This is a genomic window from Pseudacidovorax intermedius (genome assembly GCF_001476815.1).
In the GTDB taxonomy this organism is placed as follows: domain Bacteria; phylum Pseudomonadota; class Gammaproteobacteria; order Burkholderiales; family Burkholderiaceae_C; genus Xenophilus; species Xenophilus intermedius_A.
The window spans coordinates 1-24,172 of record NZ_LDSL01000132.1; the positions used below are offsets into that span (position 1 = coordinate 1).

The window sequence follows — 24,172 nt, forward strand, 5'->3', positions numbered from 1 at the left end:
GCAGACGCTGCCGCCCAGCAGGACGGTGGCGAAGGCGATGAAGAGGGCGGCGTCGATGGCCGCGCTGCGGAGGCGGGTCACAGCGAGCCCATCCGATCGGCAGCGCTGGCCAGGCGCTCGCACTCGGCGGCCTGCTCGATCAGCGCAGCGTGGTAGGCGCGGGCCTTGGCGGCCACGTCATCGGCGTTGGCGTAGCGCACCTCGCCGTTGCAGCGGGCCAGCGCGGCGTCCAGGGCCTGCTCGGCCTGGCGCAGTTCGCGCTCGGTGCGGGCGATCTGGAACACCGCGTCGTCACGGTCATCCTCGTCATTCGCCGCGGCGCGCGGGCGCTCCACAGGCATCACGTCGCCGGACATGGCGGCCAGGATCGGCCGGAAGATGGGGTGGGGCTGCGGGGCCGCCGGCCCGGGCTGGTTGTGCATCGCTGCTCTCCTGTGGCACTTCGTGTGCCGATGGAGATATTGAACCACAGTTAAATCAAGCGTGCAACTACAGTTCAATCAAGTTGAACCGAACAGCGGTTGCAGATTCTCCGAATTACTGGATACTTATCCAGTATGAGAGTTCGCCTAAAGCGCCGCTTCGCCCATGGCGTCGAGTTGACCGACAAGCAGTTCGCCGACCAGGAGGAGCAGCATGGCGAACTGCAGCTGAGCACCGGCGGCGCGCTGGTGTTCGGCTGGGAGGCAGGTGGCGCTCGGCACGAATACGGCCGTTTGCATCGCCCATCGCTGAAGGCGGTCTACAAGGACACGATGAGCTTCTCGGGCATCGAACTCGACGGGAAGGTCTGGTGCGCGCAGGTGTGGTACTGCCGCATTGGGACGGGTTACGTAAATGGGATGCCGGTGCGGCCGCCCGCTCTGGAGCCGATCAACGTTTCGCCTTCCACTTCACCGGCAAAGGTGGAACAGTAGGGCCATGTGCAATCGCTACGTCGCCCCCAACGACCTGGAGATGGAGCGCCTGTTCCACATCGGCCGAGCCAACCCTGTGCCCTGGCCGCGCCAGATCTTCCCGCGCAGCCCGGGCCCGTTCATCCGCCGCGCGCGCGACGAGGCCGGCTACGAGCGAGAGCTGGCTGTTGGTGCTTGGGGGTTGATCCCCTGGTTCGCCAAGGAGGCGAAGCTGAAGTACAGCACCAACAACGCCCGCAGCGAAGAGCTGGAGGCGAAGGCCACGTTCAAAGACCCATGGAAGCGCGGCCAGCGGTGCATCATCCCCGCGCTCTCGTTTGATGAGCCGAACTGGCAGACTGGCAAAAATCAGTGGTGGACGTTCCGCCGGGCCGACGGCCAGCCGTGGGGCCTGGCGGGCCTCTGGAACATCTGGACGGACAAAGCCACAGGCGAGGTGCACGAGAGCTACACCATGCTGACGATCAACGCGGATCAGCACCCGCTGATGCGCCGCATGCACAAGCCGGATCCGAAACTGCCGCCGGACCAGCAGGACAAGCGCAGCGTGATCCCGCTGGAGCCGGCGGATTGGGATCAGTGGCTTGCAGGCACCGTGCAGGAAGCGCGCGGGCTGCTACGTCTCGCGCCGGTGGAGGTGTTCGACGCTGGACCTACCGAGGAGGTGACGTCATGAAGCTCGAAATCTATTACCCGTCGGCCAACCCGGAACAGCTGCAGGCCGCATTGACGGCAGCGATGGCGGTTTTCGAACAGGCGGACGTGGATCCCTACGACGCCTGGCTCGCCTGGGCAGAGGCCGAGCGATGGGGCGAGACGGGCTACATGGAAGCCTTCCGACCCAGCGATGAGTACCAGCGTCTGATCGACCTGACATCCCAGGCCCAAGTTGCTGCGAACGAGGTGCTTGGCGTGCCGCCGGGCGAAGTCGTCACGCTCGACTTCGTGGATGGATAGTTGCCGTCCGTGGCCCCTGACGCTGCTTCCGTACCATTGCTTGCATGCATTCATACGAGGCGCTCTGATGGACTGGCTGGACTATGCTGAGGCGACCACGGAGCGCTCGCTGGATGTGGCACGCAAGTCCTATGACGGCCTACATGAGCGCGTCTTCAAGACCGCAACGGCGCTCACTGCGGGCGCATGGGCGGCAGGAGCCTATTCGCTTGCGAGTTGGGTGGCAGAGCGTCCCCCGCTGCATTGGTGCCCGCTGGGGGTGCTTGCGGCGTACTGGTTCTTGGTCACCTACCAGCTCGTACTGCGCGGCGCTACCGCGACCCAGCTATCTCCTGGGAATGGGTGGGCCAACTTGCGGGACTACTATGCAGAACGGCTGGAGGAGCAATGTGCCGATTCCCAGGAGCGAGAGGCTGCCGCATTTCGGGCCACGCGCGAAGCAGAGCTGGATCTGAAAGACGCGCGCCTGAAGCGTTACGCCGAGGCAGTGAGCCGGCGAGCACACGCGCTCGATCAGGCTTTTCGCCTTCTGGCTTGGTCGCCTGTCTTACCGGTGCTGGCGGCGGCCATCTGCTGGAAGTGGTTCAACTAGGCCGCGGCTTGTCTCGCTGATTGTTGAAAAGCTCATCCCGCATCGGTGGTCGCGCGGGCGCGGGTGCAGGCGCTGGGGCGGGCGGTTTGGGATTGCTCATTGAGAACTCCTCATAGTTTGGTTCCATTCCAGGCCCACAGCACGCGGCCGCGGCACTTCACCTCGATAGAGCCATCGAGCACGTCAACCGTGCGCACCTTCGGGTTGTCGCTGCTGACTTCGTAGTTGCCGTCCATGCGCTGGCGCACGCGCTTGATGTAGATCCGGTCGTTCGCCTCGAGCACGTAGACGCCGTCGATCCTGGGCTCGCGCACGCCGATGTCCACCAGCAGGATGTCGCCGTCTTCGAACGTGCCCTTCATCGAGTCGCCGTAGCCATGGATGAAGCGGAGGTTCTGCAGGCCGGTGGGCTTGAGCGTGCGCGTGGCCCATTCGGGTGAGACAGGCAGGGCGCCCGTCATCACCTCTTCGCCGATGTCATCGTCACCATCGCCCATGCTTCCGCTGTTGGCCAGCAGAGGCACCGCCAGCTTCTCGAATCCTGGCAGGAAGGGCGTTTCCGTCGGCGCCGGCGGATTCACATCAGGCGCGGGGAAAGGTTCACCCTCGCCCAACGCGAGCCAGTGCTTGTCGCAGCCCAGCACATTGGCAATGCGCTCGGCCGTCTCCGCGCTCATGGTCTTGGCTTTGCCGTCGTACTGCTTCCGGATGCCCTGGTACGAGATGCCCGTCTCGCGGGCCAGCCGAGCGACGTCGATGCCGGCCCGCGCCATCGCCTTTTTGAGTCGGGCCTCTAGATCTTCAACCATGGTTTAGATCGTCGCAGCACGGCTGTGAACTGTGGTTGCCTATTGCATTGAACCGTGGTTCAATGTGCGCATGCTCAAGTCCAAAGCCATTGAACTGCTCGGCGGGTCCATCGCGGCGGCCGCCGCCGAGATCGGCATCACCTACCAAGCCGTCTACAAGTGGCCGGACGTCCTGCCCAGGTCGATTGCGGACCGCGTGATCTCCGCGCTGGCTCGCCAGGGCAAGGAAATCCCCAAGGACATTTTGCAAGCCGCCCCCGCCGAGCCCGCAGGGCAGGGGGCTTAAGCCGTGAGCACGACTGCTGTCCGTCTGCCGCTGCCCATGGCCTACGGCGACCCGGCATTCCTCGCCTGCCTGCACGGCAGCGTCCAGCAATCCGATCTGGTCGCGCAGTTCAAGCGCCTGCATTCCGCCCGCCTCGCTCCCGGCCGTGCCGCCGACATGCGCCGCTTCGCCGAGTTCGTGCACGACTGCATCTACACGCGGCTGCCCGATGAGGCAATCGACAACCTGCGCGCTCGCGCGCTGGCAGGAGCCTGAGCCATGGTCACGCTCCTCCTCATCGGCCTCTGGCTGTTCCTCCTGGGGTTCGCCATCACGTTCATCGCTGGTGCCGATGAGCGGCGCGAGAGTGCCGGCGAAGAGCTGGGCAAGACCACGTAGGGCGGCGGCGTGAGCTGTTTCGAACATGGGACCGATGGTCCTTTTCATTTGCCCCTCGGGGGTACTCAACCCGGTTCAAAAAGCATGAGCAGCCTTGAAGACCAAGCCGAATTGCCCCTGGCGCGCAAGCCCAACCCCGTGCGGTTCCCCGCTGAGCTGGTGCGCAGCAAGAAGACCGCCGCCGCGGCGTTCACCCTGGCATGCGACGCCTCCGGCCTGGAGGACAAGGAGATCTACCTGGCCCTCGGCATCGACGCCGGCTACTTCTCCAACATCAAGAAGGGCAAGGCCACGCTTCAGGCGGACAAGGTCAAGGACTTCTGCCAGCTGGTCGAGAACACGATCTACGTCGAGTGGCACGCCTACCAGGTCGGCCATGCGCTGGTGCTGCTGAAGAGCGAGGCCGAACGGCGCGCGGAGGTCGAAAAGAAGCGCGCCGACGATGCTGAGATGAAGCTGCGCGTGCTCATGGAAGCACTCGCGGGACGGATGGCGTCATGACGCAACGCTGGTACGTGGCCGGCCCCATGACCGGGCTGCCTGATCTGAACTTCCCCGCCTTCCACGCCGCCGCAGCCACGCTGCGCGCCGCAGGCCATCACGTCGAGAACCCCGCGGAGATCAACGCGGACCCGAAGGCCGGATGGGTCGACTGCATGCGCGCCGACATCCAGCGCCTGGTGACCTGTGACGCCGTGTTGCTGCTGCCGGGCTGGCGCAACAGCCGCGGCGCGACGCTGGAGCACCACATTGCCCAGGCCCTGGGGTTGCAACTGGTGGATGCATCGTGAGCTACGACGACTTCCTCCGCCAGAAGATCAAGTTGGCGCCGTCGGCAGGCATCGACGTGCCCCTGGCCAGCATCAACCCGGCGCTCAAGCCCCACACGCGCGACATCGTGCGCTGGGCCCTGGCCGGCGGCAGCCGGGCCATCTTTGCCAGCTTCGGCCTGCACAAGACCGCCACGCAGCTGGAAATCCTGCGGCAGCTGGGCGTGCACTTCCCCGATCTGCTGCGCCTGCAGGTGGCGCCGCTCGGCGTGCGGCAGGAGTTCAAGGCAGAGATCGAAGCGCGATTTTGCGGCGAGCTCGGCATCGATCTGCGATTCATCCGGACGGATGCCGAGGTCGACGGGCCCGGCACCGTCTACATGACCAACTACGAGAGCGTGCGCGAGGGCAAGGTCACGCCCGGCCGCTTCGGCGCTACCAGCCTGGACGAGGCCAGTGTGCTGCGCAGCTACGGCAGCAAGACGTATCAGGAGTTCTTGCCCGCGTTCGAGCCGGTGCGCTTCAAGTTCGTGGCCACGGCCACGCCGAGCCCCAACCGCTTCAAAGAGCTGATCCACTACGCCGGCTACCTGGGCGTGATGGACACGGGCCAGGCGCTCACCCGCTTCTTCCAACGCGACACGCAGAAGGCCGGCAACCTGACGCTGTACCCGCACAAGGAACGCGAGTTCTGGCTGTGGGTGGCCAGTTGGGCGGTCTTTATCCAGCGCCCGAGCGACCTGGGCCACTCCGATGAGGGCTACGTGCTGCCCGAGCTGGATGTGCGGTATCACGAGGTGCCCAGCGACTACAGCGCCGCCGGCACCGAGAAGAGCGGGCAGGGCCTGCTCATCCCCGATCTTGCCATGGGCCTGTCCGCCGCGGCGAACGAGAAGCGGCAGAGCCTGCCCGCGCGCGTCGCCAAGGTGCGCGAGCTGGTCGAGGATGAGCCGGCCGATCACTTCGTGGTTTGGCATGACCTCGAAGACGAGCGCCACGCGCTGCAGGCCGCGATTCCCGAGGCCGTCAGCGTTTGGGGCACCCAGGACCTTGAGGAGCGTGAGCAGCGCATCGTGGACTTCGGCAACGGCATGCACCGCGTGCTGTCGACGAAGCCTGTGATCGCCGGCAGCGGCTGCAACTTCCAGCGGCACTGCCACCGCGAGATCTTCGCGGGCGTCGGCTTCAAGTTCAACGACTTCATCCAGGCCATCCACCGCGTGCACCGCTTCGGCCAGTCCAAGCGTGTACGCATCGACATCGTCCACACGGAGGCGGAGCGCGACGTGCTGCGCACCCTTCAGCAGAAGTGGGCCCAGCACGAGGAGATGCAGCAGACCATGACAACCATCATTCGAGAGTTCGGCCTGAACCGGCTCGCCATGCAGGACGTGCTCGCGCGTTCCATCGGCGTGCAGCGCATCGAGGTCACCAGCGACCTGTTCACCGTCGCCAACAACGACTGCGTGGAGGAGGCGAAGCTGCAGCCGGAGAACAGCGTCGACCTGATCGTCACCAGCATCCCCTTCGCCAACCACTACGAGTACAGCCCGAGCTACAACGACTTCGGCCACACGGAAGACAACGCCCACTTCTGGGCGCAGATGGACTTCCTCACGCCCCAGCTGCTCCGGATCCTGAAGCCCGGCCGCATCTACGCCTGCCACGTCAAGGACCGCATCAACTTCGGCAACGTCACCGGCGCCGGCGTGCCCACCGTCAGCCCCTTCCACGCCGAAGCTCTGTTCCACGGCATCAAGCACGGCTTCGACTACATGGGGATGGTCACCGTCGTCACCGACGTGGTCCGCGAGAACAACCAGACCTACCGCCTGGGCTACACAGAGATGTGCAAGGACGGCAGCAAGATGGGCGTCGGCTCGCCCGAATACGTGCTGCTCTTCCACAAGCCGCAGACTGACCGAACGAAGGGCTACGCCGACACGCCGATCCGCAAGGACAAGGCCGACTACAGCCTGGCGCGCTGGCAGGTGGACGCGCATGCCTTCTGGCGCAGCAGCGGCAACCGCATGCTGACGGCAGAAGAGATGGCCGGCTACGGCCCGGGCCGGCTGGCCAAGATCTTCACCGAGTTCAGCCTCGCCAACGTCTACGACTACGAATTCCACCTGCGGATCGGGGAAGAGCTGCAGGCCCGCGGCGCGCTCCCCTCCGACTTCATGAGCCTGGCGCCCGGCAGCCACCACCCGGACGTCTGGCACGACGTGACCCGCATGCTGACGCTGAACGGTGAGCAGTCCAAGCGCGCCGTCGAGCAGCACGTCTGCCCGTTGCAGTTCGACATCGTGGATCGCCTGATCGAGCGCTACAGCATGCGCGGCGAGACGGTCTACGACCCCTTCCACGGCATCGGCACGGTGGGTGTGCGCGCGATCCGCGCCGGCCGCAAGGCCCGCGGCTCGGAGCTCAACGCCGCCTACTTCATGGACCAGGTGCACTACCTGCGCGCTGCCGAGCGCGAAGCCCTGATGCCATCGCTCTTCGACTTCGAGGATCGGCCCGAAGCCGCCAACGATCAGGAGGCCCGCGCAGCATGACCGTGCCCACCACCATCCCCGCCGGCGTCGATGAGCGCTGGCCCGCCGGCCGCCCGGCCTCCCGCCTGTCTGCCTTCTTCCAGACCATGGACGGCAGCGCCATCGGCGCGAGCCTGGAGGCCCAGGCCAAGATGAGCCAGGACAGCACCCGCACGCTTGAGCGCGCCCGGTCAAAGGGCGCTGACGCCAAGACCTTCACCCTACACGGCGCTCCGCGCCACGGCGGGGCCTACACGCGCGCGAGGAACGATGGCTGACGACGCCCGGCTCAGCACCTCGCTGCCGCAGCACCCCAAGACCAAGAAGCTGGTCCGACGGCTGGGCCAGGCTGCGGCCTGGAACCTGGTGTGCCTGATTCTGTGGGCCGCCAGCGACCGCAGCGATGGCGACCTGTCCGGCATGTCGGTTGAGGACATCGAACTGTCGGCAGACTGGCTGGGGGAAGAGGGCGCCTTCGTGCGCGCGCTGGTCGAGGTCCGATTCCTTGACGGCGAAGACGGCGCGTACCGCCTGCACGACTGGCATGAGCACAACCCATGGGCTGCTGGCGCCGAAATGCGCAGTGCTAAGGCTCGCTGGAACGCTGCAAAGCGTCACCACGGCATTGCTGAGGCTGATCGACTTGTTCCCGAGTATGCAGCTGCCAGGAATGCTGCTAGCAATGCTGCGCAGCATGCTGGCAGCACAGAGCCAGCAGACGGTATGCAACAGGGCAGCAATGCTCCGTCTCCGTTTCCGTATCCGTCTCCGTCTCCGTCTGAAGAAGCCGCTTCGCGGCCTGCGCGCAAGCGCGCCGTGCCCCCCGCACATCCCGACGATGTGGGTGAGCAGGTCTGGAACGACTGGACCGCGCTGCGGCGGGCGAAGAGGGCCCCCGTCACTGACACGGTGCTGTCGGAGGCGCGACGCGAGGCCGAGAAGGCCGGTCTGTCGCTGGAGCGCTTCCTGTCCGTCTGGTGCGCCCGCGGCTCGCAGGGTCTGCAGGCGGACTGGCTCAAGCCCCATGAGCGTGGCCCCGCGGCTAACGCGCAGAGCTTCGCCGAGCGCGACCGTGACGCCGGCATGGCGCGGTGGGAGCAGATGACCGGCCGCATTCATCCCGACCGCCAGCCGCGCGGCGCCGTCATCGACATCATGCCCGCCGGACAGCCCGACCTTCTGGAGCGCTCATGAGCCTGCAGCCCAAAGTCATCGACCGCATCTTCCAGCGCTGCGCCGCCTCCTATGGCGCGGCGTGGGACCGCAGCCTCGGCACCGCTCCTCTGAATGACGTCAAGTCGGCATGGGGCCACGAACTGGCCGGCTTCGCCGACCGCCTCGGCCTGATTGCCTGGGCGCTGGAGAACCTGCCCGAAGACCCGCCAAACGCGATTCGCTTCCGCAATCTGTGCCGCCAGGCGCCGGTGCTTGATGCGCCGCCGCGGTTGGAGCGCGTTGCCGCTTCGCCCGAGCGCGTCACCGCAGAACTGGCGAAGCTGCAGCCCGCGTTGGCCAAGCCAGCCGAGCGTCGCAGCAACGTCGCGTGGGCACACGCCATCCTGGCGCAGCACCAGCGCACGGGCCGCATGAATCCCACGAAGCTGGCCATGGCTCGCGCCGCCGTGGGCCGGCCCCGATCCACCGAGCAGGAGGACGAAGCAGCATGACCACCACCATCCGAACCCTCGCCGCCATGGCGGTCGACGCGCAGACGCGCATGCAGCGCCTGGCCATCGCCGAGCGCGGCGGCGAGTATTTCGACCTTGGCGCCGTCGCCCACATGCGCAACGCCCAGCGCGCGCGCCTGGACGTGTGCGCCGAGCACCTCGCCGCGCTGCCGGCGGCTAACGACGCGGCCATGCCCGCGCTGGAGCCGGCATGAAAACGCTCGAGGACATCCGCCAGCGCTGCGTGATCCAGGACGGGCACTGGCTGTGGCGCGGCTCGCTGCGCCCCGACGGCCGGCCGAACATCTGGGCCCCCGACTACACCAAGGGCGGCATGCAGACCCAGTGCGGCCCGCGCGCCGTCTGGCACTGCAGCACCGAGCGGCCGATCCCGCCGAACTACCGCGCCTACGGCACCTGCGACGAGCGCACCCGCTGCAACCCGGCCCACGTGCGCTGCACGTCCGAGCCCGACTACGGCCGGTGGCTGGCCGAGCAGGGCGTCTACAAGGGCAAGACGAATCGCATCCTGGCCAACCGCGCGATCAGCCGCGCGCGCTCCAAGCTCACGCCGGCGCTGATCGCCGAGATCCAGGCATCGCCGGAGACGGGCGTCGCGCTGGCGGCGCGGCTGAACATGGGCACGTCGACCATCAGCAAGGCGCGGCGCGGCGAGTCCACGGCCTTCGCTGGCGGCGCGGCTGGATTCTTCGCCGGGCTGGTGCCTGCCAACGACGCCGGGAAGGCCCGGGCATGAGCCATGCAGCACCCCGACGACTGGCTGCCGCACCTGCTGTGGCTGGCCGAGCTGGACGCGAACTATGCGCGCTGGCGGGCCGCGAGCCTGCGCAAGGAATTCCCGGTGTCGCTGGCCCGGCTGCCCGCGCAGCTGGACGAGGCGCTGACCGCGGCCGGCATTCCGATTCCGCCATCGTGGACCGGGCAGAGCAAGGCCGCACCAGCGCTGGTGGACGGCGCCCCGCTGGTGTCCGACCGGCGAACCTTCGCGGAGCGCGTGCGCGATGAATACCCCGACTGCTTCCCTCCGCGTATGCGTTCCGCTGCGCACGACGACCGGCCAGAACGCGCGTGAGCACCACTTCGCCCGCGCGCGCCGCGTGAAGGCGGAGCGGCAGTCCGTGGCGTGGGCGCTGATGGGCAAGCCGCGGCCGGCCGGCCCGGTGCGGGTGCTGATGGTGCGCATCTCGCCGCCCAGCGCTACCGGCCTGTGGCAGCCGCTGGACGAGCACGACAACTTGCGCGGCTCGCTGAAGGCGCCGGTTGACCAGGTGGCCGCATGGCTGGGCCGAGACGACGCCGACCCCTCCATAGCATGGAGCTACGCCCAGCGCCGCGGCGCCAAGGGCGAGTGGGCCGTCGAAATCCAGATCGAGGAGGTTTCGGCATGCGCGCAGTCCTAATCCGCACCGCCGCCGGCCTGCGCGGCGCCACGCCCGCCGACCAGGAGGCCTGGGGCAAGTTCCGCCGCCGGCTGGAGACGATGAAGCCCGGCCGCTGGCTGCGCTTCGAGTGGAGCAGCCCGCGCAACGGGAAGCACCATCGAAAGCTGATGGCCCTGCTGCAGCTGGTCGCCGAGAACAGCGAGACCTACGACACGGTCGAGAAGGCCCTGATCGCTGTCAAGCTGGTCACAGGCCACTTCGACCTCATGGCCGACCCGAAGACGGGCGAGATCATCCAGATCCCGCGCTCGATCAGCTACGAGGCGATGGGCCAGGAGGACTTCGACCGCTGGTACAGCCAGGCGGTCGACGGCGTGCTGCAGCACATCCTGCCGACGATGGACGCGGCGAAGGCCGACCAGCTGCTGGACATGATCGTTGAAGGGTGGGGCGGGTGAAGCGCTCGGCACCGCTCAAGCGCACGGCCTGGCCGCGCCGCGCCCAGCCGAAGGGCGAGCAACGGCCGGAGCGCATCGCGCCGGTGGCGAAGCAGCTGGAGCGCCCGCCGGTGTACTGGCAGCCGGCGAACGAGCCGCACATCGCCGCGCCGAAGGTGGTGCCAGTGCGCGATGAAGCGTACCGCCGCCTCGTCGCCGCGCTCCCGTGCATCCGCTGCGGCATCCAGGGCCACAGCCAGGCCGCCCACCCGAACACCGGCAAGGGCGCCGGCACGAAGGCCGACGACCGCGACTGCTTTCCGCTGTGCGCGGATCGACCTGGCGTGCGAGGCTGCCATGCATTCTTCGACCTGGGGGCGGCCTACACGAAGGAGGAGCGCCGCCGCATCGAGAAGGTGTGGACGCGCAAGACCCAGGAGCGCCTGCGCAAGGCCGGAGCCGCGTGATGGCCCAGCAGCTGGATCTCTTCGCCACGGCCGCCGACCTGAAGCTGCAGGCTGAGCAGCTGGCCGACCCGCCCATCGTCCGTAGCATCGTCAATGCGGCGACGGCGAAGCGCCCGCGCGTGATGGGCCCGGCCAGTGTGTTCGACCTGGGCATGTCCCGGCTGCGCACCCGCAAGGCGGCGAACGACGAGCGCGCGCCGGCCAAGCCCGAGCAGCCCGACAGCGTCCGCGTGGTGTCCCGAGAGGGCGGCATCGTCCGCTGCAAGCAGGTCCGCTACGCCGACACCGAGGAAGGCCAGGAGAAGGAACGCGCCCGCCGCGCCAAGCAACGCCCGCCACGGCCCACCAAGGCGGCTGCAAAGATCAAGATGAAGGGCTCGCGCGAGTGGGCGGACAAGGAATGAGGAACTGATGGCCCGCCCGTCCAAGCTTTCCCCTCAACAGTGGGCTGACATCGAGCGGCGAATGGCCGAAGGCGAGAAGGCCAGCGACCTCGCCCGCGAGTTCGGCATCAACCCATCCCAGATCACCCGGCGCGTTTCGCAAATTTCGCAAAAGGTGCGAAACGTTGCGCAACAGGTGGCGGCGGCGCAGACCGCGCTCGCCGAATTGCCGGTGCGACAGCAGTACAGCGCCATGAGTTTGGCCGAGAAGCTGCGCAACATGTCGGCCAGCGTGGCGAGCGCCGCAGAGCTTGGGGCAAAGACCGGGCACCGGTTGCATGCCCTGGCCAATTCGGAGGTGGCGAAGGTGGATGACGCCGATCCGCTGGGGTCCATCGAGGCCCTGAAGGGTGTCGGTGTGCTCACGAAGCTGGCGAACGAGTCGCTTGCGCCGGCCTTGAACCTGATCGCTGCGAACAAGGAATCCGTGCAGCGGCTGAACGACGAGCCTCCAGAGCTACCGTCGGTCGACCCCACGAAGCTTTCCGACCAGGCGCTGGCCGAGTTGATCGCCGCCCGTGCTTAGGCTGAACGACGCCGATTGGCTCGCCATCGAGCGGGAATACTGTCGGCGCAGCCTCGTGCACTTCATCCGCCGGGCGTGGCCGGTGCTGGAGCCAGGACAGCCCTACATCCACGGCTGGCACATGGATGCGATCTGCGACCACCTGGAAGCCATCACGTCGGGCCAGATCAAGCGCCTGCTGATCAACATCCCGCCGGGCACGATGAAGTCCATGGCCTCGGCCGTGTTCTGGCCGGCGTGGGAGTGGGGGCCGCGCGGCATGCCGGCCATGCGGTTCATCGGCGCATCGCACGAGGAGAAGCTGGCCATCCGCGACAACGTCAAGATGCGCCGGCTGATCCAGTCGGACTGGTATCAGGCGCTGTGGCCGACCACGATGGCGGGCGACCAGAACGCCAAGACCTACTTCGAGAACGACCGCACCGGCTGGCGGCAGGCCTGCCCGGTGAAATCGATGACTGGCCGCCGCGGTGACCGCGTGACCTGGGACGATCCGCACAGCGTGGAGGACGCGCACAGCGACGCCGCGCTGGAGGAGGCGAACCGGATCTTTAGGGAGACGCTGCCCACGCGCCTAAACAGCCCCAAGGAATCCGCCATCCTGATCGTGATGCAGCGCCTGAGCGTCAAGGACGTGTCCGGCGTCATCCTGTCCGAGGACATGGGCTATGAGCACCTGTGCCTGCCCATGGAGTACGAGGGGCCGCGGAAGGCGACGGTGATCGGCTTCACCGACCCGCGCAAGGAGCAGGGCGAACTGCTCTTCCCCGAGCGCTTCCCCCGCGAGGTGGTCGAGCGAGACAAGAAGATCATGGGCCCCTACGCGGTGGCCGGCCAGTTTCAGCAGCGGCCGAGCCCGGCCCAGGGCGGCGAGTTCATGCCCGACCTCATGGAGGTAGTGGATGCGATCCCGGGCACCGTGACGCAGTGGGTGCGCGGCTGGGACTTGGCTGCCACAGAGGGCGCGGGCGACTACACGGCCAGTGCCAAGCTGGGCAAGTTGGCCGACGGCAGATTCGTCATCGCCAACGTCGACCGCAAGCAGTACGGCACGGCGACGCGGGACCAGTACATCAAGGCCACTGCGAGCGCCGACGGCATGGGCCGCGTCAAGCAGTCGCTGCCGCAAGACCCGGGGCAGGCTGGGAAGGGTCAAGCCAAGGCGCTGGTGGGCATGCTGGCCGGCCACCAGGCCGTCACCAGCCTGGAGAGCGGTGACAAGGTGATCCGGGCCCGGCCGCTGGCCAGCCAGGTCAACGCCGGCAATGTGCTGCTGCTGCGTGGGCCTTGGAATACAGAGTTCACCGAGGAATTGCGCCTATTCCCGAATGGCCTGCACGACGATCAGGTCGACGCGGCGGCGCGCGCGTTCAATGAACTACTTAGCCCCACTGCTGGGATCTTCTGTTAAGCAATGTCAAGCTCTTGAAAGAAAGGGCGTTAGCTTCTTGTCTATAAAATGGTTGGGACGCCAGCCCTTTGCAATTTTCTCCACCATAAAAGTGTCCGCAAAACTGTAGACATTGCCAAGGACTGGGTGCAATGAGTCAGCGATTAAGCCCAACATATACCTTGCAACCTTTGCTTTTCCTGTTTGAATCCAATGCTCGGCGGCTATCGAATCAAAATATTCCTTGACTAAGCCAGCGTCTGGGTTTGCCCCGTGGATCCACTCTCGAAACTTTGCAGACTTGTCGAGCAATACCAAATATGACTTAAATGATTGCTGCCCGCTGTCGATTACCTCAGCCAAATTTGGCATTCCAGGATGTACGACTTCAGCGAATGCATCAAGCTCATCCTGATTCCTGTGCAGGCGCTTAAGAATATCGCTGTATCGCAATGAAAGGATCGCAGATGAGGCGCCTGACGTGATGAAATCACTGCCGTAGTGGGCGGCGAGTGCAATGTCGCTTGCGGATTCCAAAAACATGGTGAGTAGCAGCGCCGTCGTGAGATCACTCACTGGTGGCGAAAGCTTTCGCCGTACAGCGTTTATTCGATCAAGATCTATTTGGTGGAAGACATGATGACCTGACTCGCCGCGCAGTATTTCAACTCTGAAATGTTCGCCAAGCTCGTAGCCTCCTGGAACTGCATTTACGATGCGGCGGAGCGCCGCGGACATGAACGATTCATCATCGAAGTAGCTCCGAAATACTTTAGACAATCCGCCCTGTGCGAAATGGTCGCTCTCCAAGCGGCGGACAGGAACCAGACGCAAAAATTGCATTGCGTATTTTTTTGCTGCGTCCGCATCCATGCCGGCTCTTTTTAGATCAAGCACCAGGCGTTCTTCTGAGGTATTTATCGGTCCGCCCGCCTGGGTGCCAGTGAGCAGGAGCAAACCAAAATCATGGAACTCAATTACTCCGGCTTTGCGCGTTGCCGTACTAAGCAACTCTTCTAAATATACAGCTGTGACGTCAGGCCGTTTTAAAATGGTAAGCAAATCGTTGCCCAAAACCATTGCGAGATGGACGATCGTTTGTTTATCAAAAACGATGTGAGTTTTCTTGTAGAAAAGCAAAGCCTCCGCAATCAATCCTGGCGAAAGTGGGGCACCGAGTGCGTTTTTTCTTAGAACAACGGATTCGAACATGGGCGGGCTAGGTACTGCCAAAGCTAGGCTCCCTAGCATGGTCGCATGACCGAGGTAGCCGTCAACTCCTACGAACTCCAGCGCGCACGCGCAGATTTCCTGCTAGGCATGGGCCTAGACGCGAAGCGCCCGACCGCCTGGAGCCAGTACGGCTACAAGCAGGAGCTGACCTTCGCCGACTTCAAGCTGGCCTATGACCGAGGGGGGGCCGGCCACGGCGCCGTCCACAAGCTGCTGGAAAAGTGCTGGCAGTCGCTGCCCCGCATCAAGCAGCCAGCCGCCGACAAGGAAACCGAGTGGGAGAAGAAGGTCGGCGCCACGCTCCGGAAGGTGGCGGCCTGGCAGAAGCTGCGGGACTTCGACCGGCGGAACATGGTCGGGCGGTATGCGGCGCTCATCTACCGCGTGCGAGACGGCAAGGCGCTGCGCGACCCGCTGGGCACCGCCTCGGAGTTGGTTGACCTGATCCCGGTCTTCGAAGACCAGATCCAGGTCACGGCCTGGATCGAGGACAAGGAGGACGAGAACTACGGCCAGCCGGCCATGTTCCAGATCCGCACCCGCTCGCCCAACGCAACGAAGGACACCCAGGCCAAGCCCGAAGACTGGCTGGACGTGCACCCCTCGCGCGTGCAGATCCTGGCCGAGGGCAGCGTGGGCGACATGTTCGACGGCGTGCCGCTGCTGCAGGCCGGCTTCAACAGCCTGGTCGACATCGAGAAGCTGAGCGGCGGCGGCGCGGAGTCGGCGCTGAAGAACTCGGCGCGCACGGTGGTGTTCCAGTACGACAAGGAAAGCGCCCCGCAGGCGCTCACGACCGAGAACCCTGATGGCACAGTCCAGGTCAAAACGGTCAGGCAGGTGCACGAGGAGCAGACCCGCGGCCTCAATCGGAATCAGGATGCCAGCATCGTGCTGCAGGGCGGCAAGGCCGAGACGCTGCAGACCACCGTCTCTGACCTGTCCCCGCAGTTCGGCATTGCCGCCAACCTCTTCGCCGCCTCGGTGCGCATCCCCTTCACCATCCTGTTCGGCCAGCAGACGGGCCGGCTGGCCAGCGACGAGGACAAGGCTGACTTCGCCGCCCGGTGCGCATCGCGCCAAGCCAATGAGCTGACGCCCATGCTGGAGCAGTTCGTGCGCCGCATGCAGGCGGCCGGGATCATTGACGCGGGCGAGTTCGAGATCGAGTGGCCGCCAGTGGATGCGCCCAGCGATGCCGACAAGCTGGCGAACCTGATCAAAGCGGCCGACGCGATGCAGAAAGCCTTCCAGGCTGGCCTCACGGAACCGCTCTTCGATGCCAACGAGCTGCGGGCCATGGTGGGCTTCGAGCCCCGCAGCAATGACGGCATGCCGGCCGAGGGAGACCCCGGCGCCGACCCATCGCAAGACCCGAGCACCGACCCGACGCCTCCCTAGCATCCCCGGGCAAAGAGGACTTGCCCATGACCGTCATCGCAAACTCGGCACAGACTGGCCTCGCGGCCGGAGCCTTCGGCAACTGGTTCGTCGCCCCCGACTATTCGTTCGTTCTGGACGTCGACAACGGCTCCATGGTCTACCTGCAGACGATGCGGGCGAGCGGCGACGCGGCAGTCAAGACCGTGGCCAGCGAGCGCACCGGCGGAGACATTCGGCCCAGCATCGTCGGCCCCTGCAGCGTGGTCATCCAGAGCGTGCCCGGCCGCCAGTACCGTGTGGCCGTGGTTGCGGCGCCGCCGGCCGGCGCCAGCGTGGCGGCAGACGCATGATCCTCGCGCCCATCGGCCCCATGATCCGGCCGGCGGTTCGCGCCCAGGTCGGGCCGCGGCTGGGCATGGGGCTGGACGCGCGCGCCCGGCGCCTGTTCACGCAGGCCCTCGGCGGCGCGATGCTGTCGGTGGACCGGCCGGAGTACCTGTACCAGGCCAACGACACGACGACACCGGTGACGGGCTACAACCAGCCCGTGGGTCGCATCCTGGACCAGTCGGGCAAAGGCACGCACTTCGGGCAGAGCACGACCACCAGCCGGCCCATGCGCATGCAGGACGCGGGCGGCTTCTCGTACCTGCAGGTCCGCACGGACGACTTCCTCCAGTCCCTCGCATCGGTCGATTACTCGGCTGCGGCGTATGTGACGACGATCATGGCGCAGATTCGGCGGCAATCCGCCAGTACGGGCGTCATCTACGAAACGACCGCGGCAACCAGCAATACGAACGGCTCTCTGGGGTGCTTCCAGAACTACGCGGGTGTGGCCGGCAACATTGGCGCGCGATCACGCGGCACAGTCATTGGTGAGGCGCAGCAGTCTGGGGATGTGCTCGGTCAGAAGACGCTCATCACGCATGTGGCATCGATCTCGGCTCCGCTGTCTCGCGTTTTCGTGGCTGGAGCAATGGCTGAAACGACGCAATCGCAGGGAACCGGAGGCTACGTTGCGGCGCCGGAGTACCTCTTCGCCCGCGCCGGCACCTCGCTCTACGCCGACCTCGACTTCTACGCAATGCTGCAGATCGCCACGGCCCAGCCGCTGACGCCGCAGCAGCTGTACATCGCGCAGCTCTGGTGCGCGAGCAAGATGGGGGTGAAGCCGTGACCGAGTACCAGCAGCGCACGGTCATCGTGCCCGACGCGCTCATCGCCCAGGTTCGCGGCCTCGTCGTGCTGATTGCAGGGGAGGGCCAGGCCGGCTTCTGCCCGCGGCGCGTGCTGCAGGGCGCGTCCACCTGGTGGCTGTCGTCCGGCCCCATCGAAGCCGCGATGGTCCCGCTGATCGAAGACCCCGCAGCGATGCACGCCGCGTGCGTCGAAGCCGGCGCGCCGACCACGCTGGCGCAGTGCAAGCAGCTTCTGGCCGCATGCATCGTGGACCCGCGTACCGGTGACGACCTACCGGCGGTGCTGGCTGAGCACGGGATGCAGTACGCGCCAGACCCCGAATCCTGATCCTCTCCCTAGCATGCCCAAGGGCGGATAGGGTCGCCCCCGAAAAGCCTTAAGCAAGCCTGCCGCCTTCGTTGTGCTGTGCAAGGAGCTTGCCTTGAACCAACCGACTCAGCCGCAGGCGTGCGGCGAACAATCCCATTCCCCCGGCGACCGGCCCGAGCGCGTGCAGTTGTCGCGCGCCAAGGGCTGGCGGATGCCGGCGAACACTGTGAAGGTCGACCGGACCACGAAGTGGGGCAATCCGTTCGTGCCGGGTCAGCCGGCGCCGCTCGGCCCGACGAAGGGTGCGCTGGTCACGGACAAGCGCCATGCCTTCGTGCTGTTCCGGTCGCTGGCCCCGCTCAACGACAAGATGGTGGCGGCAGCGCGCGAGGAACTGGCCGGCAAGAACCTCGCGTGCTGGTGCCCGAAGGACAACCCCTACGAGGATGCATGCCATGGGGCGGTTCTGTTGGAGATGGCGAACACAGGTGCGGGCGCGCTGCTGGGCCAGCTGATCCAGGGCGCCGAGGGCGGAAGCGAGGTGGCCCATGGCTGATTCCCTCGAAGGATGGATGAAGGAGGGCCGGCACCTGCCCGATGTGCTGCGCGACTTCCACGACCAGAAGGACGTGTTCATGGCGATGCACGATCTGCAAAAGCCAGCGAGCCCCTCGGACGCAATCGCGGGCCATTACAGCCTGGATTTCGTTACCGGACAGTGCTACGTCATCGACCGTTTCCTGTGGTTCATGGCACGGCGCGGGTACACGCTCCAGCGCAGCCGGGCGCGTCTTCCGTTCCGAGACCTGCAGGCGGACGTAGCAGCGGCGACGGAACGGCGCGACGCGCACGATACGTCGCTGCTGCTTTCGGTGATGGGTGCCGGCAAGAAGGCGCCCCATGGCTGACCCGCGCCCACGCCAGGCCGCCCAGGTGCGCGACATGCTGGCCCGTCTCCGCACGATGCGCGACGGCTGCGAGTTCGGCGAGTTGCGCTCCGCCTTCAACGACGCGGCCGACAGGCTGGCGGTGCTGGAGTCGAAGCTGACCCATGGCGCCGACGCGGTGGGCGCGCCGGTGTTCGTGACCAACCCCGCCGAGGGGCCGACATGACCGGCTTCCTCATCATGTGGGGACTGCTGATGCTGTCCTTTGCGGTGCGGGATGCCGGCGTGCGCATCTCGGAGGCGATCACCAAGACCGCGGCCGTGCCGGAGACGCCGCGCGAGCCTGAATTGGAAGTAAGGCACACGCATGGCGCGCCTGCGAACTGCCCTGCATGCCAGCTGGAAGCGCGCAAGCGCGGAGATTCCCATGCCTGACCTCAACGACCTGAGTCGGCCCGCCCTGGCTGCGGCCATGCGCGGCGGCACGGCTGGGTGGGGCGTCAGCGGCTCGTCTGCCGAGCACGTCCGCTACAGCGAGCCGATCCCACCCCGGCCCGGCCGCCGCCGGAACTGTCACTGCGGCTGCGGCGGCCCCAAGACCCACGCCGGCCGCGCCAACGGAGTCACGCTGACGACTGCGTGCGAACTCGGCATTGTCCGTTGGGTGAAGACGGGCACCGTCCGGCCCACGCCGGCCGCCGCTCCAGCCCGCAGCGCTGCCGTCGTCCAGCTGCGCCCCCGCCCATGATCGAGCGGCCGAAGAATCCCATGATTCCCGGCAACCTCCGGGACCGCACCGGCACCGGAGGCATCATGCGCCGGGCCCTGGCCGACATCCGCCGCCGCTACGCCGGCCTGCAGCGCGACGTGGTGGCGCTCTTCGACGCCATCCCGCGGCTGACCGGCAACGACCTCCCGGCCCTGCCGCCGCTGCCCGCGCCGCCCCCGCGCGACATCTACGCCATGACGCCGGAGCAGCTGCAGCGCCTGTCCGACGACCTGCGCCAAGCTGTCGAACGCTGGATGGTCGAGGGCCGAGACCCGCAGTACGCCTTCTGGTGGGACAGGTACGTGGCCGAGGCCTCGCAGCTGGGCACGGCGCAGACGGTGGCGAACCTGACCGCGCTGTCCACCACCTATGCCGCCTCGCGCACGCTGGCCCAGGTGATCTACAGCGAACCCTACCGAAATCGGCTGGCCATGGCGCAGCTGGCCAGCAAAGAGCAATGGACCGGCCTGGCCGCCCAGCAGAAAGCCGACCTGGCCCAGATCATCGGCCGCGCCGTGGTCGACGGGAAGAACCCGCGCGCGGTGCGCAAGGAGATCGCAGAGAAGCTGGCGGTGAGCAAGGCCCGGGCCGAGGGCTATGCGCAGACCGACATCACCGACACGCTGCGGCAGACGCGGTGGGCGGAGGCCGAGCGCGCGGAGGAAGAGCTGGGCCTGCGGCTCGGCCTGCTGTGGACGTCCGCGCTGATCCCGACGACGCGCCCCTGGCACGCCAGCCGCAACGGCAAGGTCTACAGCACGGAGGAGGTGAAGGCCTTCTACGCCGTGAACGGGAACCGTTACCGCTGCCACTGCGCGCAGACCGAGGCGCTGCTGGACGAGGACGGCAAGCCCATCCTCACGAAGTCCCTGCAGTCGGCCATGGCGAACGAGAAGGCCGCCTGGCAGTCGCGCTACCTCAAAAAGTGATGTCCCAGGGCTTGGCCTTGTGCGGCGGGTTGGCCAGGTCGCGCGGGTCGAGCTTGCGCTGGCGCTCCGCCTCCTCGGCCCGGCGCTGCATCTGCAGGCGGACGATGGGAGGGGTTGCCTCTTCGAGGATGGTCAAGGGAGGCGCGAGCGGTGGCCGGGCCGCCGGCTTCTTGCGCTTGCGCTTCGGCATCGCGGGAGTGTAGGCGGCGTCCGTAGCATGAATTGCTCCCGTTCCATCAACCCACTGGAGTTTTCATGGCCCGTACCCGTTCCTTCCTGTTCGCCACCGTCGCCCTGTGCGCGCCCGCCTTCATGGCCGCCGCCGGTGTGTTCGCCGCCGCGGCACACGCCACCGTGCAGCTGGGCGCCGTGCTCGTGGGCCTTGCCAAGGCCGCCGCCACCTGGGTGCTGGCACCGCTGCTGCCGAAGGCCGAGCGCGAGGCGTCCGTGCTGCCGCTCTACCGCGCCAAGCAGTTCGCCCGCCGCATCGAGAAGCGCGAGCGCCCGGTGCTGTCGAGTTCGTGGCGCATGTGCCCATCCATCTGAACGATCCGGCCGGCTGATGCCGGTCGAGCTTCCCGAGAAGGGCCCCACGCGGGCCCTTTCGCATTTCCAGCCCTCCCTAGCATGCCCTGGCATCTCCACTCGGGGCATGCCATGGCTACCAAAAAGAAGCGCGTCCACCTGCTGAGCGCCGTCAACGCGGCGAACGTCAGCAAGTCGGGCGCCAAGTACGTGATCCGCGACGTGTGTGGCGCGGTGGACGACATCGTCATGAACTCCACCCTGTACCCGGCCGACCAACTCGCCGCGGGTGCGCCGACGATGGAAGGGAAGATCGCGCCGGCCGGCCACCCGAAGAACGCCGACGGCACCTTCATCAGCGCCACGAACGCGGACGCCCTGCTGACCAGCTTCATCGGCGCCGTCTGCAAGAACGCGCGGCACGAGGGCGGCCGGACGCTGGTCGACATCCATGTGAACGAGGCCCAGGCCAAGGGACACCCGGACGGCCAGCGCCTCATCGACCGCCTGGATGCCGCCATCGCCGGCACGAACGCCGACCCGATCCACGTCAGCACCGGCCTGCTGCTGGTGCCCGTCACGGCCAACGGCGAGAGCCGCGGCAAGAAGTACACCCGCATCGCCACGCAGCTGCAGTACGACCACCTGGCCATCCTACTGAACGAGAAGGGCGCCGGCACGCCGGCCGAGGGCGTGGGCATGTTCCTGAACGCCGACGGCGCCCAGGAGGAGGTCGAGGTGGTCGAGGTCAACGCCGACCCGGTCGACCAGCGCGGCGCCGGCCTGCTGGCGAAGCTGCAGGGCTGGGTGCAGCGCCTGGTGGGCAACGGCACCGACCTGAGCTTCGACCAGATCCAGTCGGGCCTCTATGCGCTGCTGCCCGAGGGCGCATGGCTGCGTGAGGTGTTCGACCGGTACTGCATCTGGTGCGACCGCGACAACAACCTCTTCCAGCAAAGCTACTCGATTGCCGCAGACGGCTCCCTAGCATTTGCCGGGCAGCCTCAAGCAGTCAAGCGACAGGTTGAGTACGTCCCCATCACGAACCAGGAGAAAGGTGATCTCGTGAAAGACCAAATCCTTGCCGCGCTGAATGCTGCCGGCGTCATTACGGCAGGGCTGGACGACACCCAGCTGCTCGCCTCCTACAACACGCTCGCCCGCAAGCCGGCCGAGGACAAGCTGGCCGCGGCCAATGCGCGCATCACGGCGCTCGAGGGCGAGAAGACGGCCGCCGAGAACGCCGAGCGCGACAAGCTGGCCACCGAGCTGGCGGTCAACAGCTCGCTGACGGCCGACGACTTCAAGGCCATGCCCGTCGCCCGCCTGCGCGAGCTGAAGGCCAAGGCCGCCCCGGTGGTGGTCGGCAACAGCGGCGGCAGCCAGGCCGACGAGTTCGCCGACTACAACCTCAACGACGTCAAGTAAGGAGCGGCCATGCCTGCAAACCGCATCTTCCGTTCGGGCTTCGGCGCGGTGCGCCCCCGCACCATCACCGACAAGACCGTCTCCGGCGCGCTGCTTCCCGGCACGCTGGTCTTCATCGGCGCCACCCAGCTGACCCAGGCCACCGCGCCCACGGGCGGCCGGCTCGCCATCCTGGGTGATCGCGACTACTACGGCGGCGGCATCGCGCTCGCCACCGACCCGGTGCTGACGCCCTACGCCTCGGGCGAATCCGGCGTCGCGTACCTGCCCAAGCCGGACGACGAGTTCCTCTGCGCCATGGCCGCCGGCACCTACACCTACGGGCAGGAGCTGACCGTGGGCGCCGCGGGCCGCCTGACCGCCGCCGCTTCCGGCAACGTGGTGGTCGCGCACTTCGACCAGGCCGGCAAGACCGCGACCGCCGGCGAGCTGTGCGACGTGGTCATCGCCAACGCATACACCAAGGCATAACAGGAGGGCCCATGCTCATCTTCACCGAGAACCAACAGCGCTCCGTGCTCGCCGCGCGCCGCGCTTTCAACGAGCGCGCCACGGCGCTGGCCTCGCGCGTCGCCGGCCAGGAGGCGCTGGAAGGCAACTCCATCGGCATCCCGCTGGACGGCTGGCGCCGGATCGACACGCGCACGCAGCAGATCGCGCGGAGCCGCCTCGCCGTGTTCAACCGCCTGGCCGCCGCCAGCCAGATCCCGGTCAGCATCGCCGACCTGGTGAACTACTACCCGCAGGTCAGCGACAGCGGCGAAGTGCTGGTGACGATGGACGGCCGCAACACCGCCAAGGCCGACCAGGCAATCACCAAGTACGTCGGCACGCCAGTGCCGATCTTCACGTCGAACGCCCGCTTCGGCTGGCGTCAGATGGAAGTGATGCGCAAGGCCGGCGGCACGCTGGACACCACGTCCATCGCGAACAACCAGCGCCGCATCGCCGAGAAGCTGGAGGACATGGTCCTCAACGGCCTGAGCGGCATCCAGGTGGGCACGGACGTGATCTACGGCCTGCGCAACCTGCCGACCCGCAACACGTTCGTCCACGGCCTGACCCTGGCCTCGGCGACCGGTGCGCAGTGGCTGGGCGCGTTCAAGCAGATGATCGCGGCGGCCCTGGGCGACAACCAGTTCGGCCGCATCAGCGTCTTCGTGAACATCGGCGACTACACGGCTGCCGACACCGCCGACTACGCGACCAACTACTCCGGGACCATCCTGGAGCGCCTGCGTGCGATGGCGCAGATCGAAGAGATCATCCCCGCCTCCTCGGTGCCGGCCAACGAGCTGATCGCGGTGGTGGACCTGCCGGGCGGCGAGTGGGGCGGCATCCTGAACGCGATGCCCCTGACCACGCGCCCAAAGGTGCGCCTGGAGCCGGAGGACGACTACGTCTTCGGCTGCATCGCCGCGGCCGCCCCGCAGTTCCGCAGCGACTACAACGGCCAGTCGGCCTTCATCCACGGCACCCAGGCCTGAAGGAGCAGCGAGCCATGAAAGTTCGGATCACCCATCTGAAAGCACCATGGCCCGCCGGCGCGAAGGTCGGCGACGTGGTGCAGTTCGAGGACAAGGCCCCGGCCTGGGCCCTGGGCAAGTTCGTGGAAGCCGGCGACGACGCCCCCGCTGACCACGTGTATGTGTCGGCCGACGTGCTGGTCGTGGAAGGCTCCGGCGCAACGCTGCCGTCCGTGGACGCCGTCAACGCCGACCTCGAGCGCATGCGCGAGGCTATGTCCGCGGCCGATGCTGCCATCGAGGCCTGGCGGAAGCGGGCCGAGGAAGAGCAGGCCCGCGCCGACGAACTCGCCGAGAAGCTGCGGGCTGCGGAGGCCGCCCGCGACGCTGCCATGCAGGACGCCGCCGCGCTGCGCGCCCAGCTGAAGCCGCCGGAAGGTGGCGCCGACCGCGCCGCGCTG

At 66.9% G+C, this 24,172-nt stretch carries 39 protein-coding genes; 35 read left to right on the forward strand and 4 right to left on the reverse strand.

Annotated elements, in window-relative coordinates; genetic code table 11:
- Window positions 1-77 precede the first annotated feature (77 nt).
- The gene (locus NS331_RS19395; protein ID WP_058643601.1) at window positions 78-422 is read right to left on the reverse strand and encodes a hypothetical protein; all 345 of its coding nucleotides are present in this window, start codon (window positions 420-422) and stop codon (window positions 78-80) included.
- Window positions 423-599: 177 nt separating this feature from the next.
- Between NS331_RS19395 and NS331_RS19400 the strand changes: the two genes are divergently transcribed.
- The 4 genes from NS331_RS19400 (at window position 600) to NS331_RS19415 (ending at window position 2,466) form a co-directional block, all read left to right on the forward strand.
- Entirely contained in the window at window positions 600-917 is a 318-nt protein-coding gene (locus NS331_RS19400; RefSeq protein ID WP_153012938.1) for a hypothetical protein, read from the forward strand.
- Window positions 918-921: 4 nt separating this feature from the next.
- Entirely contained in the window at window positions 922-1,593 is a 672-nt protein-coding gene (locus NS331_RS19405; RefSeq protein WP_058643603.1) for an SOS response-associated peptidase, read from the forward strand.
- Window positions 1,590-1,874: a hypothetical protein gene (locus tag NS331_RS19410; protein WP_058643604.1), complete on the forward strand. Its 285-nt coding sequence runs from the start codon at window positions 1,590-1,592 to the stop codon at window positions 1,872-1,874. The genes NS331_RS19405 and NS331_RS19410 overlap by 4 nt, the downstream gene beginning before the upstream one ends.
- 67 nt (window positions 1,875-1,941) lie before the next feature.
- Window positions 1,942-2,466 (forward strand): hypothetical protein, encoded by a 525-nt coding sequence (locus NS331_RS19415; protein ID WP_058643605.1) that lies wholly within the window; start codon window positions 1,942-1,944, stop codon window positions 2,464-2,466.
- A gap of 110 nt (window positions 2,467-2,576) precedes the next feature.
- On the opposite strand, the gene NS331_RS19420 is transcribed toward NS331_RS19415, so the two are convergent.
- Window positions 2,577-3,275 carry a S24 family peptidase gene (locus NS331_RS19420; RefSeq protein WP_242873827.1) on the reverse strand — a complete coding sequence of 233 codons (699 nt, stop codon included), beginning with the start codon at window positions 3,273-3,275 and terminating at the stop codon, window positions 2,577-2,579.
- Window positions 3,276-3,345: 70 nt separating this feature from the next.
- On the opposite strand from NS331_RS19420, the gene NS331_RS19425 reads away from it, so the two are divergent.
- The 17 genes from NS331_RS19425 to terL all read left to right on the forward strand — a co-directional run bounded on the left by NS331_RS19425 (window position 3,346) and on the right by terL (window position 13,600).
- Window positions 3,346-3,561, forward strand: a complete 216-nt coding sequence (locus NS331_RS19425; RefSeq protein WP_058643607.1) for a hypothetical protein — start codon at window positions 3,346-3,348, stop codon at window positions 3,559-3,561.
- 36 nt (window positions 3,562-3,597) lie between these two features.
- Window positions 3,598-3,816, forward strand: a complete 219-nt coding sequence (locus NS331_RS19430) for a hypothetical protein (RefSeq protein WP_058643608.1) — start codon at window positions 3,598-3,600, stop codon at window positions 3,814-3,816.
- A 207-nt stretch (window positions 3,817-4,023) separates the two neighbouring features.
- A complete protein-coding gene (locus tag NS331_RS19435; RefSeq protein ID WP_058643609.1) occupies window positions 4,024-4,440 on the forward strand; it encodes a hypothetical protein in 417 nt (138 codons plus the stop codon).
- The gene (locus NS331_RS19440; RefSeq protein ID WP_058643610.1) at window positions 4,437-4,730 is read left to right on the forward strand and encodes a DUF4406 domain-containing protein; all 294 of its coding nucleotides are present in this window, start codon (window positions 4,437-4,439) and stop codon (window positions 4,728-4,730) included. Before NS331_RS19435 ends, NS331_RS19440 begins: the two co-directional genes overlap by 4 nt.
- Window positions 4,727-7,267 carry a DNA methyltransferase gene (locus NS331_RS19445; protein ID WP_058643611.1) on the forward strand — a complete coding sequence of 847 codons (2,541 nt, stop codon included), beginning with the start codon at window positions 4,727-4,729 and terminating at the stop codon, window positions 7,265-7,267. Before NS331_RS19440 ends, NS331_RS19445 begins: the two co-directional genes overlap by 4 nt.
- Window positions 7,264-7,524 carry a hypothetical protein gene (locus tag NS331_RS19450; RefSeq protein WP_058643612.1) on the forward strand — a complete coding sequence of 87 codons (261 nt, stop codon included), beginning with the start codon at window positions 7,264-7,266 and terminating at the stop codon, window positions 7,522-7,524. The genes NS331_RS19445 and NS331_RS19450 overlap by 4 nt, the downstream gene beginning before the upstream one ends.
- Entirely contained in the window at window positions 7,517-8,440 is a 924-nt protein-coding gene (locus tag NS331_RS26270; protein ID WP_153012939.1) for a hypothetical protein, read from the forward strand. Before NS331_RS19450 ends, NS331_RS26270 begins: the two co-directional genes overlap by 8 nt.
- Complete coding sequence (locus NS331_RS19460) at window positions 8,437-8,913, forward strand: hypothetical protein (protein WP_058643614.1); 477 nt, start codon at window positions 8,437-8,439, stop codon at window positions 8,911-8,913. Before NS331_RS26270 ends, NS331_RS19460 begins: the two co-directional genes overlap by 4 nt.
- Window positions 8,910-9,128: a hypothetical protein gene (locus NS331_RS19465; RefSeq protein ID WP_058643615.1), complete on the forward strand. Its 219-nt coding sequence runs from the start codon at window positions 8,910-8,912 to the stop codon at window positions 9,126-9,128. The genes NS331_RS19460 and NS331_RS19465 overlap by 4 nt, the downstream gene beginning before the upstream one ends.
- On the forward strand, window positions 9,125-9,670 hold the full coding sequence (locus NS331_RS19470) for a hypothetical protein (RefSeq protein ID WP_058643616.1): 546 nt from the start codon (window positions 9,125-9,127) through the stop codon (window positions 9,668-9,670). Before NS331_RS19465 ends, NS331_RS19470 begins: the two co-directional genes overlap by 4 nt.
- 3 nt (window positions 9,671-9,673) lie before the next feature.
- Complete coding sequence (locus NS331_RS19475; protein WP_058643617.1) at window positions 9,674-10,006, forward strand: hypothetical protein; 333 nt, start codon at window positions 9,674-9,676, stop codon at window positions 10,004-10,006.
- Window positions 10,007-10,052: 46 nt separating this feature from the next.
- Complete coding sequence (locus tag NS331_RS19480; protein WP_206597347.1) at window positions 10,053-10,334, forward strand: hypothetical protein; 282 nt, start codon at window positions 10,053-10,055, stop codon at window positions 10,332-10,334.
- On the forward strand, window positions 10,319-10,774 hold the full coding sequence (locus NS331_RS19485; protein ID WP_058643619.1) for a hypothetical protein: 456 nt from the start codon (window positions 10,319-10,321) through the stop codon (window positions 10,772-10,774). The genes NS331_RS19480 and NS331_RS19485 overlap by 16 nt, the downstream gene beginning before the upstream one ends.
- Complete coding sequence (locus NS331_RS19490; RefSeq protein WP_058643620.1) at window positions 10,771-11,220, forward strand: hypothetical protein; 450 nt, start codon at window positions 10,771-10,773, stop codon at window positions 11,218-11,220. Before NS331_RS19485 ends, NS331_RS19490 begins: the two co-directional genes overlap by 4 nt.
- Window positions 11,220-11,624 (forward strand): hypothetical protein, encoded by a 405-nt coding sequence (locus NS331_RS19495; RefSeq protein ID WP_058643621.1) that lies wholly within the window; start codon window positions 11,220-11,222, stop codon window positions 11,622-11,624. Before NS331_RS19490 ends, NS331_RS19495 begins: the two co-directional genes overlap by 1 nt.
- Before the next feature lie 7 nt (window positions 11,625-11,631).
- Window positions 11,632-12,189, forward strand: coding sequence for a helix-turn-helix domain-containing protein (locus NS331_RS19500; RefSeq protein WP_058643622.1), 558 nt, complete (start codon window positions 11,632-11,634; stop codon window positions 12,187-12,189).
- Window positions 12,182-13,600: a phage terminase large subunit gene (terL, locus tag NS331_RS19505; protein WP_206597348.1), complete on the forward strand. Its 1,419-nt coding sequence runs from the start codon at window positions 12,182-12,184 to the stop codon at window positions 13,598-13,600. The genes NS331_RS19500 and terL overlap by 8 nt, the downstream gene beginning before the upstream one ends.
- 6 nt (window positions 13,601-13,606) lie before the next feature.
- Here terL and NS331_RS26275 read toward each other — a convergent pair whose 3' ends face one another.
- A complete protein-coding gene (locus NS331_RS26275; protein WP_153012941.1) occupies window positions 13,607-14,791 on the reverse strand; it encodes a hypothetical protein in 1,185 nt (394 codons plus the stop codon).
- 45 nt (window positions 14,792-14,836) lie between these two features.
- Between NS331_RS26275 and NS331_RS19510 the strand changes: the two genes are divergently transcribed.
- The 9 genes from NS331_RS19510 (at window position 14,837) to NS331_RS19550 (ending at window position 20,292) form a co-directional block, all read left to right on the forward strand.
- Window positions 14,837-16,213, forward strand: coding sequence for an anti-CBASS protein Acb1 family protein (locus NS331_RS19510; RefSeq protein ID WP_058643623.1), 1,377 nt, complete (start codon window positions 14,837-14,839; stop codon window positions 16,211-16,213).
- A 26-nt stretch (window positions 16,214-16,239) separates the two neighbouring features.
- Window positions 16,240-16,545 carry a hypothetical protein gene (locus tag NS331_RS19515; RefSeq protein ID WP_058643624.1) on the forward strand — a complete coding sequence of 102 codons (306 nt, stop codon included), beginning with the start codon at window positions 16,240-16,242 and terminating at the stop codon, window positions 16,543-16,545.
- Complete coding sequence (locus tag NS331_RS19520) at window positions 16,542-17,375, forward strand: hypothetical protein (RefSeq protein WP_058643625.1); 834 nt, start codon at window positions 16,542-16,544, stop codon at window positions 17,373-17,375. Before NS331_RS19515 ends, NS331_RS19520 begins: the two co-directional genes overlap by 4 nt.
- On the forward strand, window positions 17,372-17,725 hold the full coding sequence (locus NS331_RS19525) for a hypothetical protein (protein WP_058643626.1): 354 nt from the start codon (window positions 17,372-17,374) through the stop codon (window positions 17,723-17,725). Before NS331_RS19520 ends, NS331_RS19525 begins: the two co-directional genes overlap by 4 nt.
- Before the next feature lie 94 nt (window positions 17,726-17,819).
- On the forward strand, window positions 17,820-18,263 hold the full coding sequence (locus NS331_RS19530) for a DUF4326 domain-containing protein (protein ID WP_242873828.1): 444 nt from the start codon (window positions 17,820-17,822) through the stop codon (window positions 18,261-18,263).
- Window positions 18,256-18,615, forward strand: a complete 360-nt coding sequence (locus NS331_RS19535) for a hypothetical protein (protein WP_058643627.1) — start codon at window positions 18,256-18,258, stop codon at window positions 18,613-18,615. The genes NS331_RS19530 and NS331_RS19535 overlap by 8 nt, the downstream gene beginning before the upstream one ends.
- On the forward strand, window positions 18,608-18,820 hold the full coding sequence (locus tag NS331_RS19540) for a hypothetical protein (RefSeq protein ID WP_058643628.1): 213 nt from the start codon (window positions 18,608-18,610) through the stop codon (window positions 18,818-18,820). Before NS331_RS19535 ends, NS331_RS19540 begins: the two co-directional genes overlap by 8 nt.
- The gene (locus NS331_RS19545) at window positions 18,817-19,029 is read left to right on the forward strand and encodes a hypothetical protein (protein ID WP_058643629.1); all 213 of its coding nucleotides are present in this window, start codon (window positions 18,817-18,819) and stop codon (window positions 19,027-19,029) included. The genes NS331_RS19540 and NS331_RS19545 overlap by 4 nt, the downstream gene beginning before the upstream one ends.
- Before the next feature lie 333 nt (window positions 19,030-19,362).
- Complete coding sequence (locus NS331_RS19550) at window positions 19,363-20,292, forward strand: phage minor head protein (RefSeq protein ID WP_242873829.1); 930 nt, start codon at window positions 19,363-19,365, stop codon at window positions 20,290-20,292.
- On the opposite strand, the gene NS331_RS19555 is transcribed toward NS331_RS19550, so the two are convergent.
- The gene (locus tag NS331_RS19555) at window positions 20,282-20,482 is read right to left on the reverse strand and encodes a hypothetical protein (protein ID WP_058643631.1); all 201 of its coding nucleotides are present in this window, start codon (window positions 20,480-20,482) and stop codon (window positions 20,282-20,284) included. The two genes, NS331_RS19550 and NS331_RS19555, sit on opposite strands and share 11 nt — an antisense overlap.
- 65 nt (window positions 20,483-20,547) lie before the next feature.
- Here NS331_RS19555 and NS331_RS19560 point away from each other — a divergent pair, with 65 nt between their 5' ends.
- From NS331_RS19560 to NS331_RS19580, 5 genes are all read left to right on the forward strand, one after another.
- Window positions 20,548-20,838 (forward strand): hypothetical protein, encoded by a 291-nt coding sequence (locus NS331_RS19560; protein WP_058643632.1) that lies wholly within the window; start codon window positions 20,548-20,550, stop codon window positions 20,836-20,838.
- A 111-nt stretch (window positions 20,839-20,949) separates the two neighbouring features.
- A complete protein-coding gene (locus NS331_RS27220) occupies window positions 20,950-22,245 on the forward strand; it encodes a hypothetical protein (RefSeq protein ID WP_058643633.1) in 1,296 nt (431 codons plus the stop codon).
- A 9-nt stretch (window positions 22,246-22,254) separates the two neighbouring features.
- Complete coding sequence (locus NS331_RS19570) at window positions 22,255-22,716, forward strand: hypothetical protein (protein WP_058643634.1); 462 nt, start codon at window positions 22,255-22,257, stop codon at window positions 22,714-22,716.
- 11 nt (window positions 22,717-22,727) lie between these two features.
- Window positions 22,728-23,732 carry a major capsid protein gene (locus NS331_RS19575; protein WP_058643635.1) on the forward strand — a complete coding sequence of 335 codons (1,005 nt, stop codon included), beginning with the start codon at window positions 22,728-22,730 and terminating at the stop codon, window positions 23,730-23,732.
- 14 nt (window positions 23,733-23,746) lie between these two features.
- Window positions 23,747-24,172, forward strand: a 426-nt coding sequence (locus tag NS331_RS19580) for a hypothetical protein (RefSeq protein WP_058643636.1), incomplete at its 3' end; no start/stop codon positions are given.

Coding starts and splice junctions, on each gene's coding strand:
- NS331_RS19495 (WP_058643621.1), top strand. CDS start 11,220: ATGGCCCAGCAGCTGGATCTCTTCGCCACGGCCGCCGACCTGAAGCTG.
- NS331_RS19430 (WP_058643608.1), top strand. CDS start 3,598: ATGGCCTACGGCGACCCGGCATTCCTCGCCTGCCTGCACGGCAGCGTC.
- NS331_RS19470 (WP_058643616.1), top strand. CDS start 9,125: ATGAAAACGCTCGAGGACATCCGCCAGCGCTGCGTGATCCAGGACGGG.
- NS331_RS19545 (WP_058643629.1), top strand. CDS start 18,817: ATGACCGGCTTCCTCATCATGTGGGGACTGCTGATGCTGTCCTTTGCG.
- NS331_RS19460 (WP_058643614.1), top strand. CDS start 8,437: ATGAGCCTGCAGCCCAAAGTCATCGACCGCATCTTCCAGCGCTGCGCC.
- NS331_RS19435 (WP_058643609.1), top strand. CDS start 4,024: ATGAGCAGCCTTGAAGACCAAGCCGAATTGCCCCTGGCGCGCAAGCCC.
- NS331_RS19535 (WP_058643627.1), top strand. CDS start 18,256: ATGGCTGATTCCCTCGAAGGATGGATGAAGGAGGGCCGGCACCTGCCC.
- NS331_RS19405 (WP_058643603.1), top strand. CDS start 922: ATGTGCAATCGCTACGTCGCCCCCAACGACCTGGAGATGGAGCGCCTG.
- NS331_RS19485 (WP_058643619.1), top strand. CDS start 10,319: ATGCGCGCAGTCCTAATCCGCACCGCCGCCGGCCTGCGCGGCGCCACG.
- NS331_RS19395 (WP_058643601.1), bottom strand. CDS start 422: ATGCACAACCAGCCCGGGCCGGCGGCCCCGCAGCCCCACCCCATCTTC.
- NS331_RS19515 (WP_058643624.1), top strand. CDS start 16,240: ATGACCGTCATCGCAAACTCGGCACAGACTGGCCTCGCGGCCGGAGCC.
- NS331_RS19465 (WP_058643615.1), top strand. CDS start 8,910: ATGACCACCACCATCCGAACCCTCGCCGCCATGGCGGTCGACGCGCAG.
- NS331_RS19450 (WP_058643612.1), top strand. CDS start 7,264: ATGACCGTGCCCACCACCATCCCCGCCGGCGTCGATGAGCGCTGGCCC.
- NS331_RS19570 (WP_058643634.1), top strand. CDS start 22,255: ATGCCTGCAAACCGCATCTTCCGTTCGGGCTTCGGCGCGGTGCGCCCC.
- NS331_RS19540 (WP_058643628.1), top strand. CDS start 18,608: ATGGCTGACCCGCGCCCACGCCAGGCCGCCCAGGTGCGCGACATGCTG.
- NS331_RS19575 (WP_058643635.1), top strand. CDS start 22,728: ATGCTCATCTTCACCGAGAACCAACAGCGCTCCGTGCTCGCCGCGCGC.
- NS331_RS19415 (WP_058643605.1), top strand. CDS start 1,942: ATGGACTGGCTGGACTATGCTGAGGCGACCACGGAGCGCTCGCTGGAT.
- NS331_RS26270 (WP_153012939.1), top strand. CDS start 7,517: ATGGCTGACGACGCCCGGCTCAGCACCTCGCTGCCGCAGCACCCCAAG.
- NS331_RS19560 (WP_058643632.1), top strand. CDS start 20,548: ATGGCCCGTACCCGTTCCTTCCTGTTCGCCACCGTCGCCCTGTGCGCG.
- NS331_RS19425 (WP_058643607.1), top strand. CDS start 3,346: ATGCTCAAGTCCAAAGCCATTGAACTGCTCGGCGGGTCCATCGCGGCG.
- NS331_RS27220 (WP_058643633.1), top strand. CDS start 20,950: ATGGCTACCAAAAAGAAGCGCGTCCACCTGCTGAGCGCCGTCAACGCG.
- NS331_RS19555 (WP_058643631.1), bottom strand. CDS start 20,482: ATGCCGAAGCGCAAGCGCAAGAAGCCGGCGGCCCGGCCACCGCTCGCG.
- NS331_RS19520 (WP_058643625.1), top strand. CDS start 16,542: ATGATCCTCGCGCCCATCGGCCCCATGATCCGGCCGGCGGTTCGCGCC.
- NS331_RS26275 (WP_153012941.1), bottom strand. CDS start 14,791: ATGTTCGAATCCGTTGTTCTAAGAAAAAACGCACTCGGTGCCCCACTT.
- NS331_RS19475 (WP_058643617.1), top strand. CDS start 9,674: ATGCAGCACCCCGACGACTGGCTGCCGCACCTGCTGTGGCTGGCCGAG.
- NS331_RS19440 (WP_058643610.1), top strand. CDS start 4,437: ATGACGCAACGCTGGTACGTGGCCGGCCCCATGACCGGGCTGCCTGAT.
- NS331_RS19420 (WP_242873827.1), bottom strand. CDS start 3,275: ATGGTTGAAGATCTAGAGGCCCGACTCAAAAAGGCGATGGCGCGGGCC.
- NS331_RS19410 (WP_058643604.1), top strand. CDS start 1,590: ATGAAGCTCGAAATCTATTACCCGTCGGCCAACCCGGAACAGCTGCAG.
- NS331_RS19500 (WP_058643622.1), top strand. CDS start 11,632: ATGGCCCGCCCGTCCAAGCTTTCCCCTCAACAGTGGGCTGACATCGAG.
- NS331_RS19510 (WP_058643623.1), top strand. CDS start 14,837: ATGACCGAGGTAGCCGTCAACTCCTACGAACTCCAGCGCGCACGCGCA.
- NS331_RS19550 (WP_242873829.1), top strand. CDS start 19,363: ATGATTCCCGGCAACCTCCGGGACCGCACCGGCACCGGAGGCATCATG.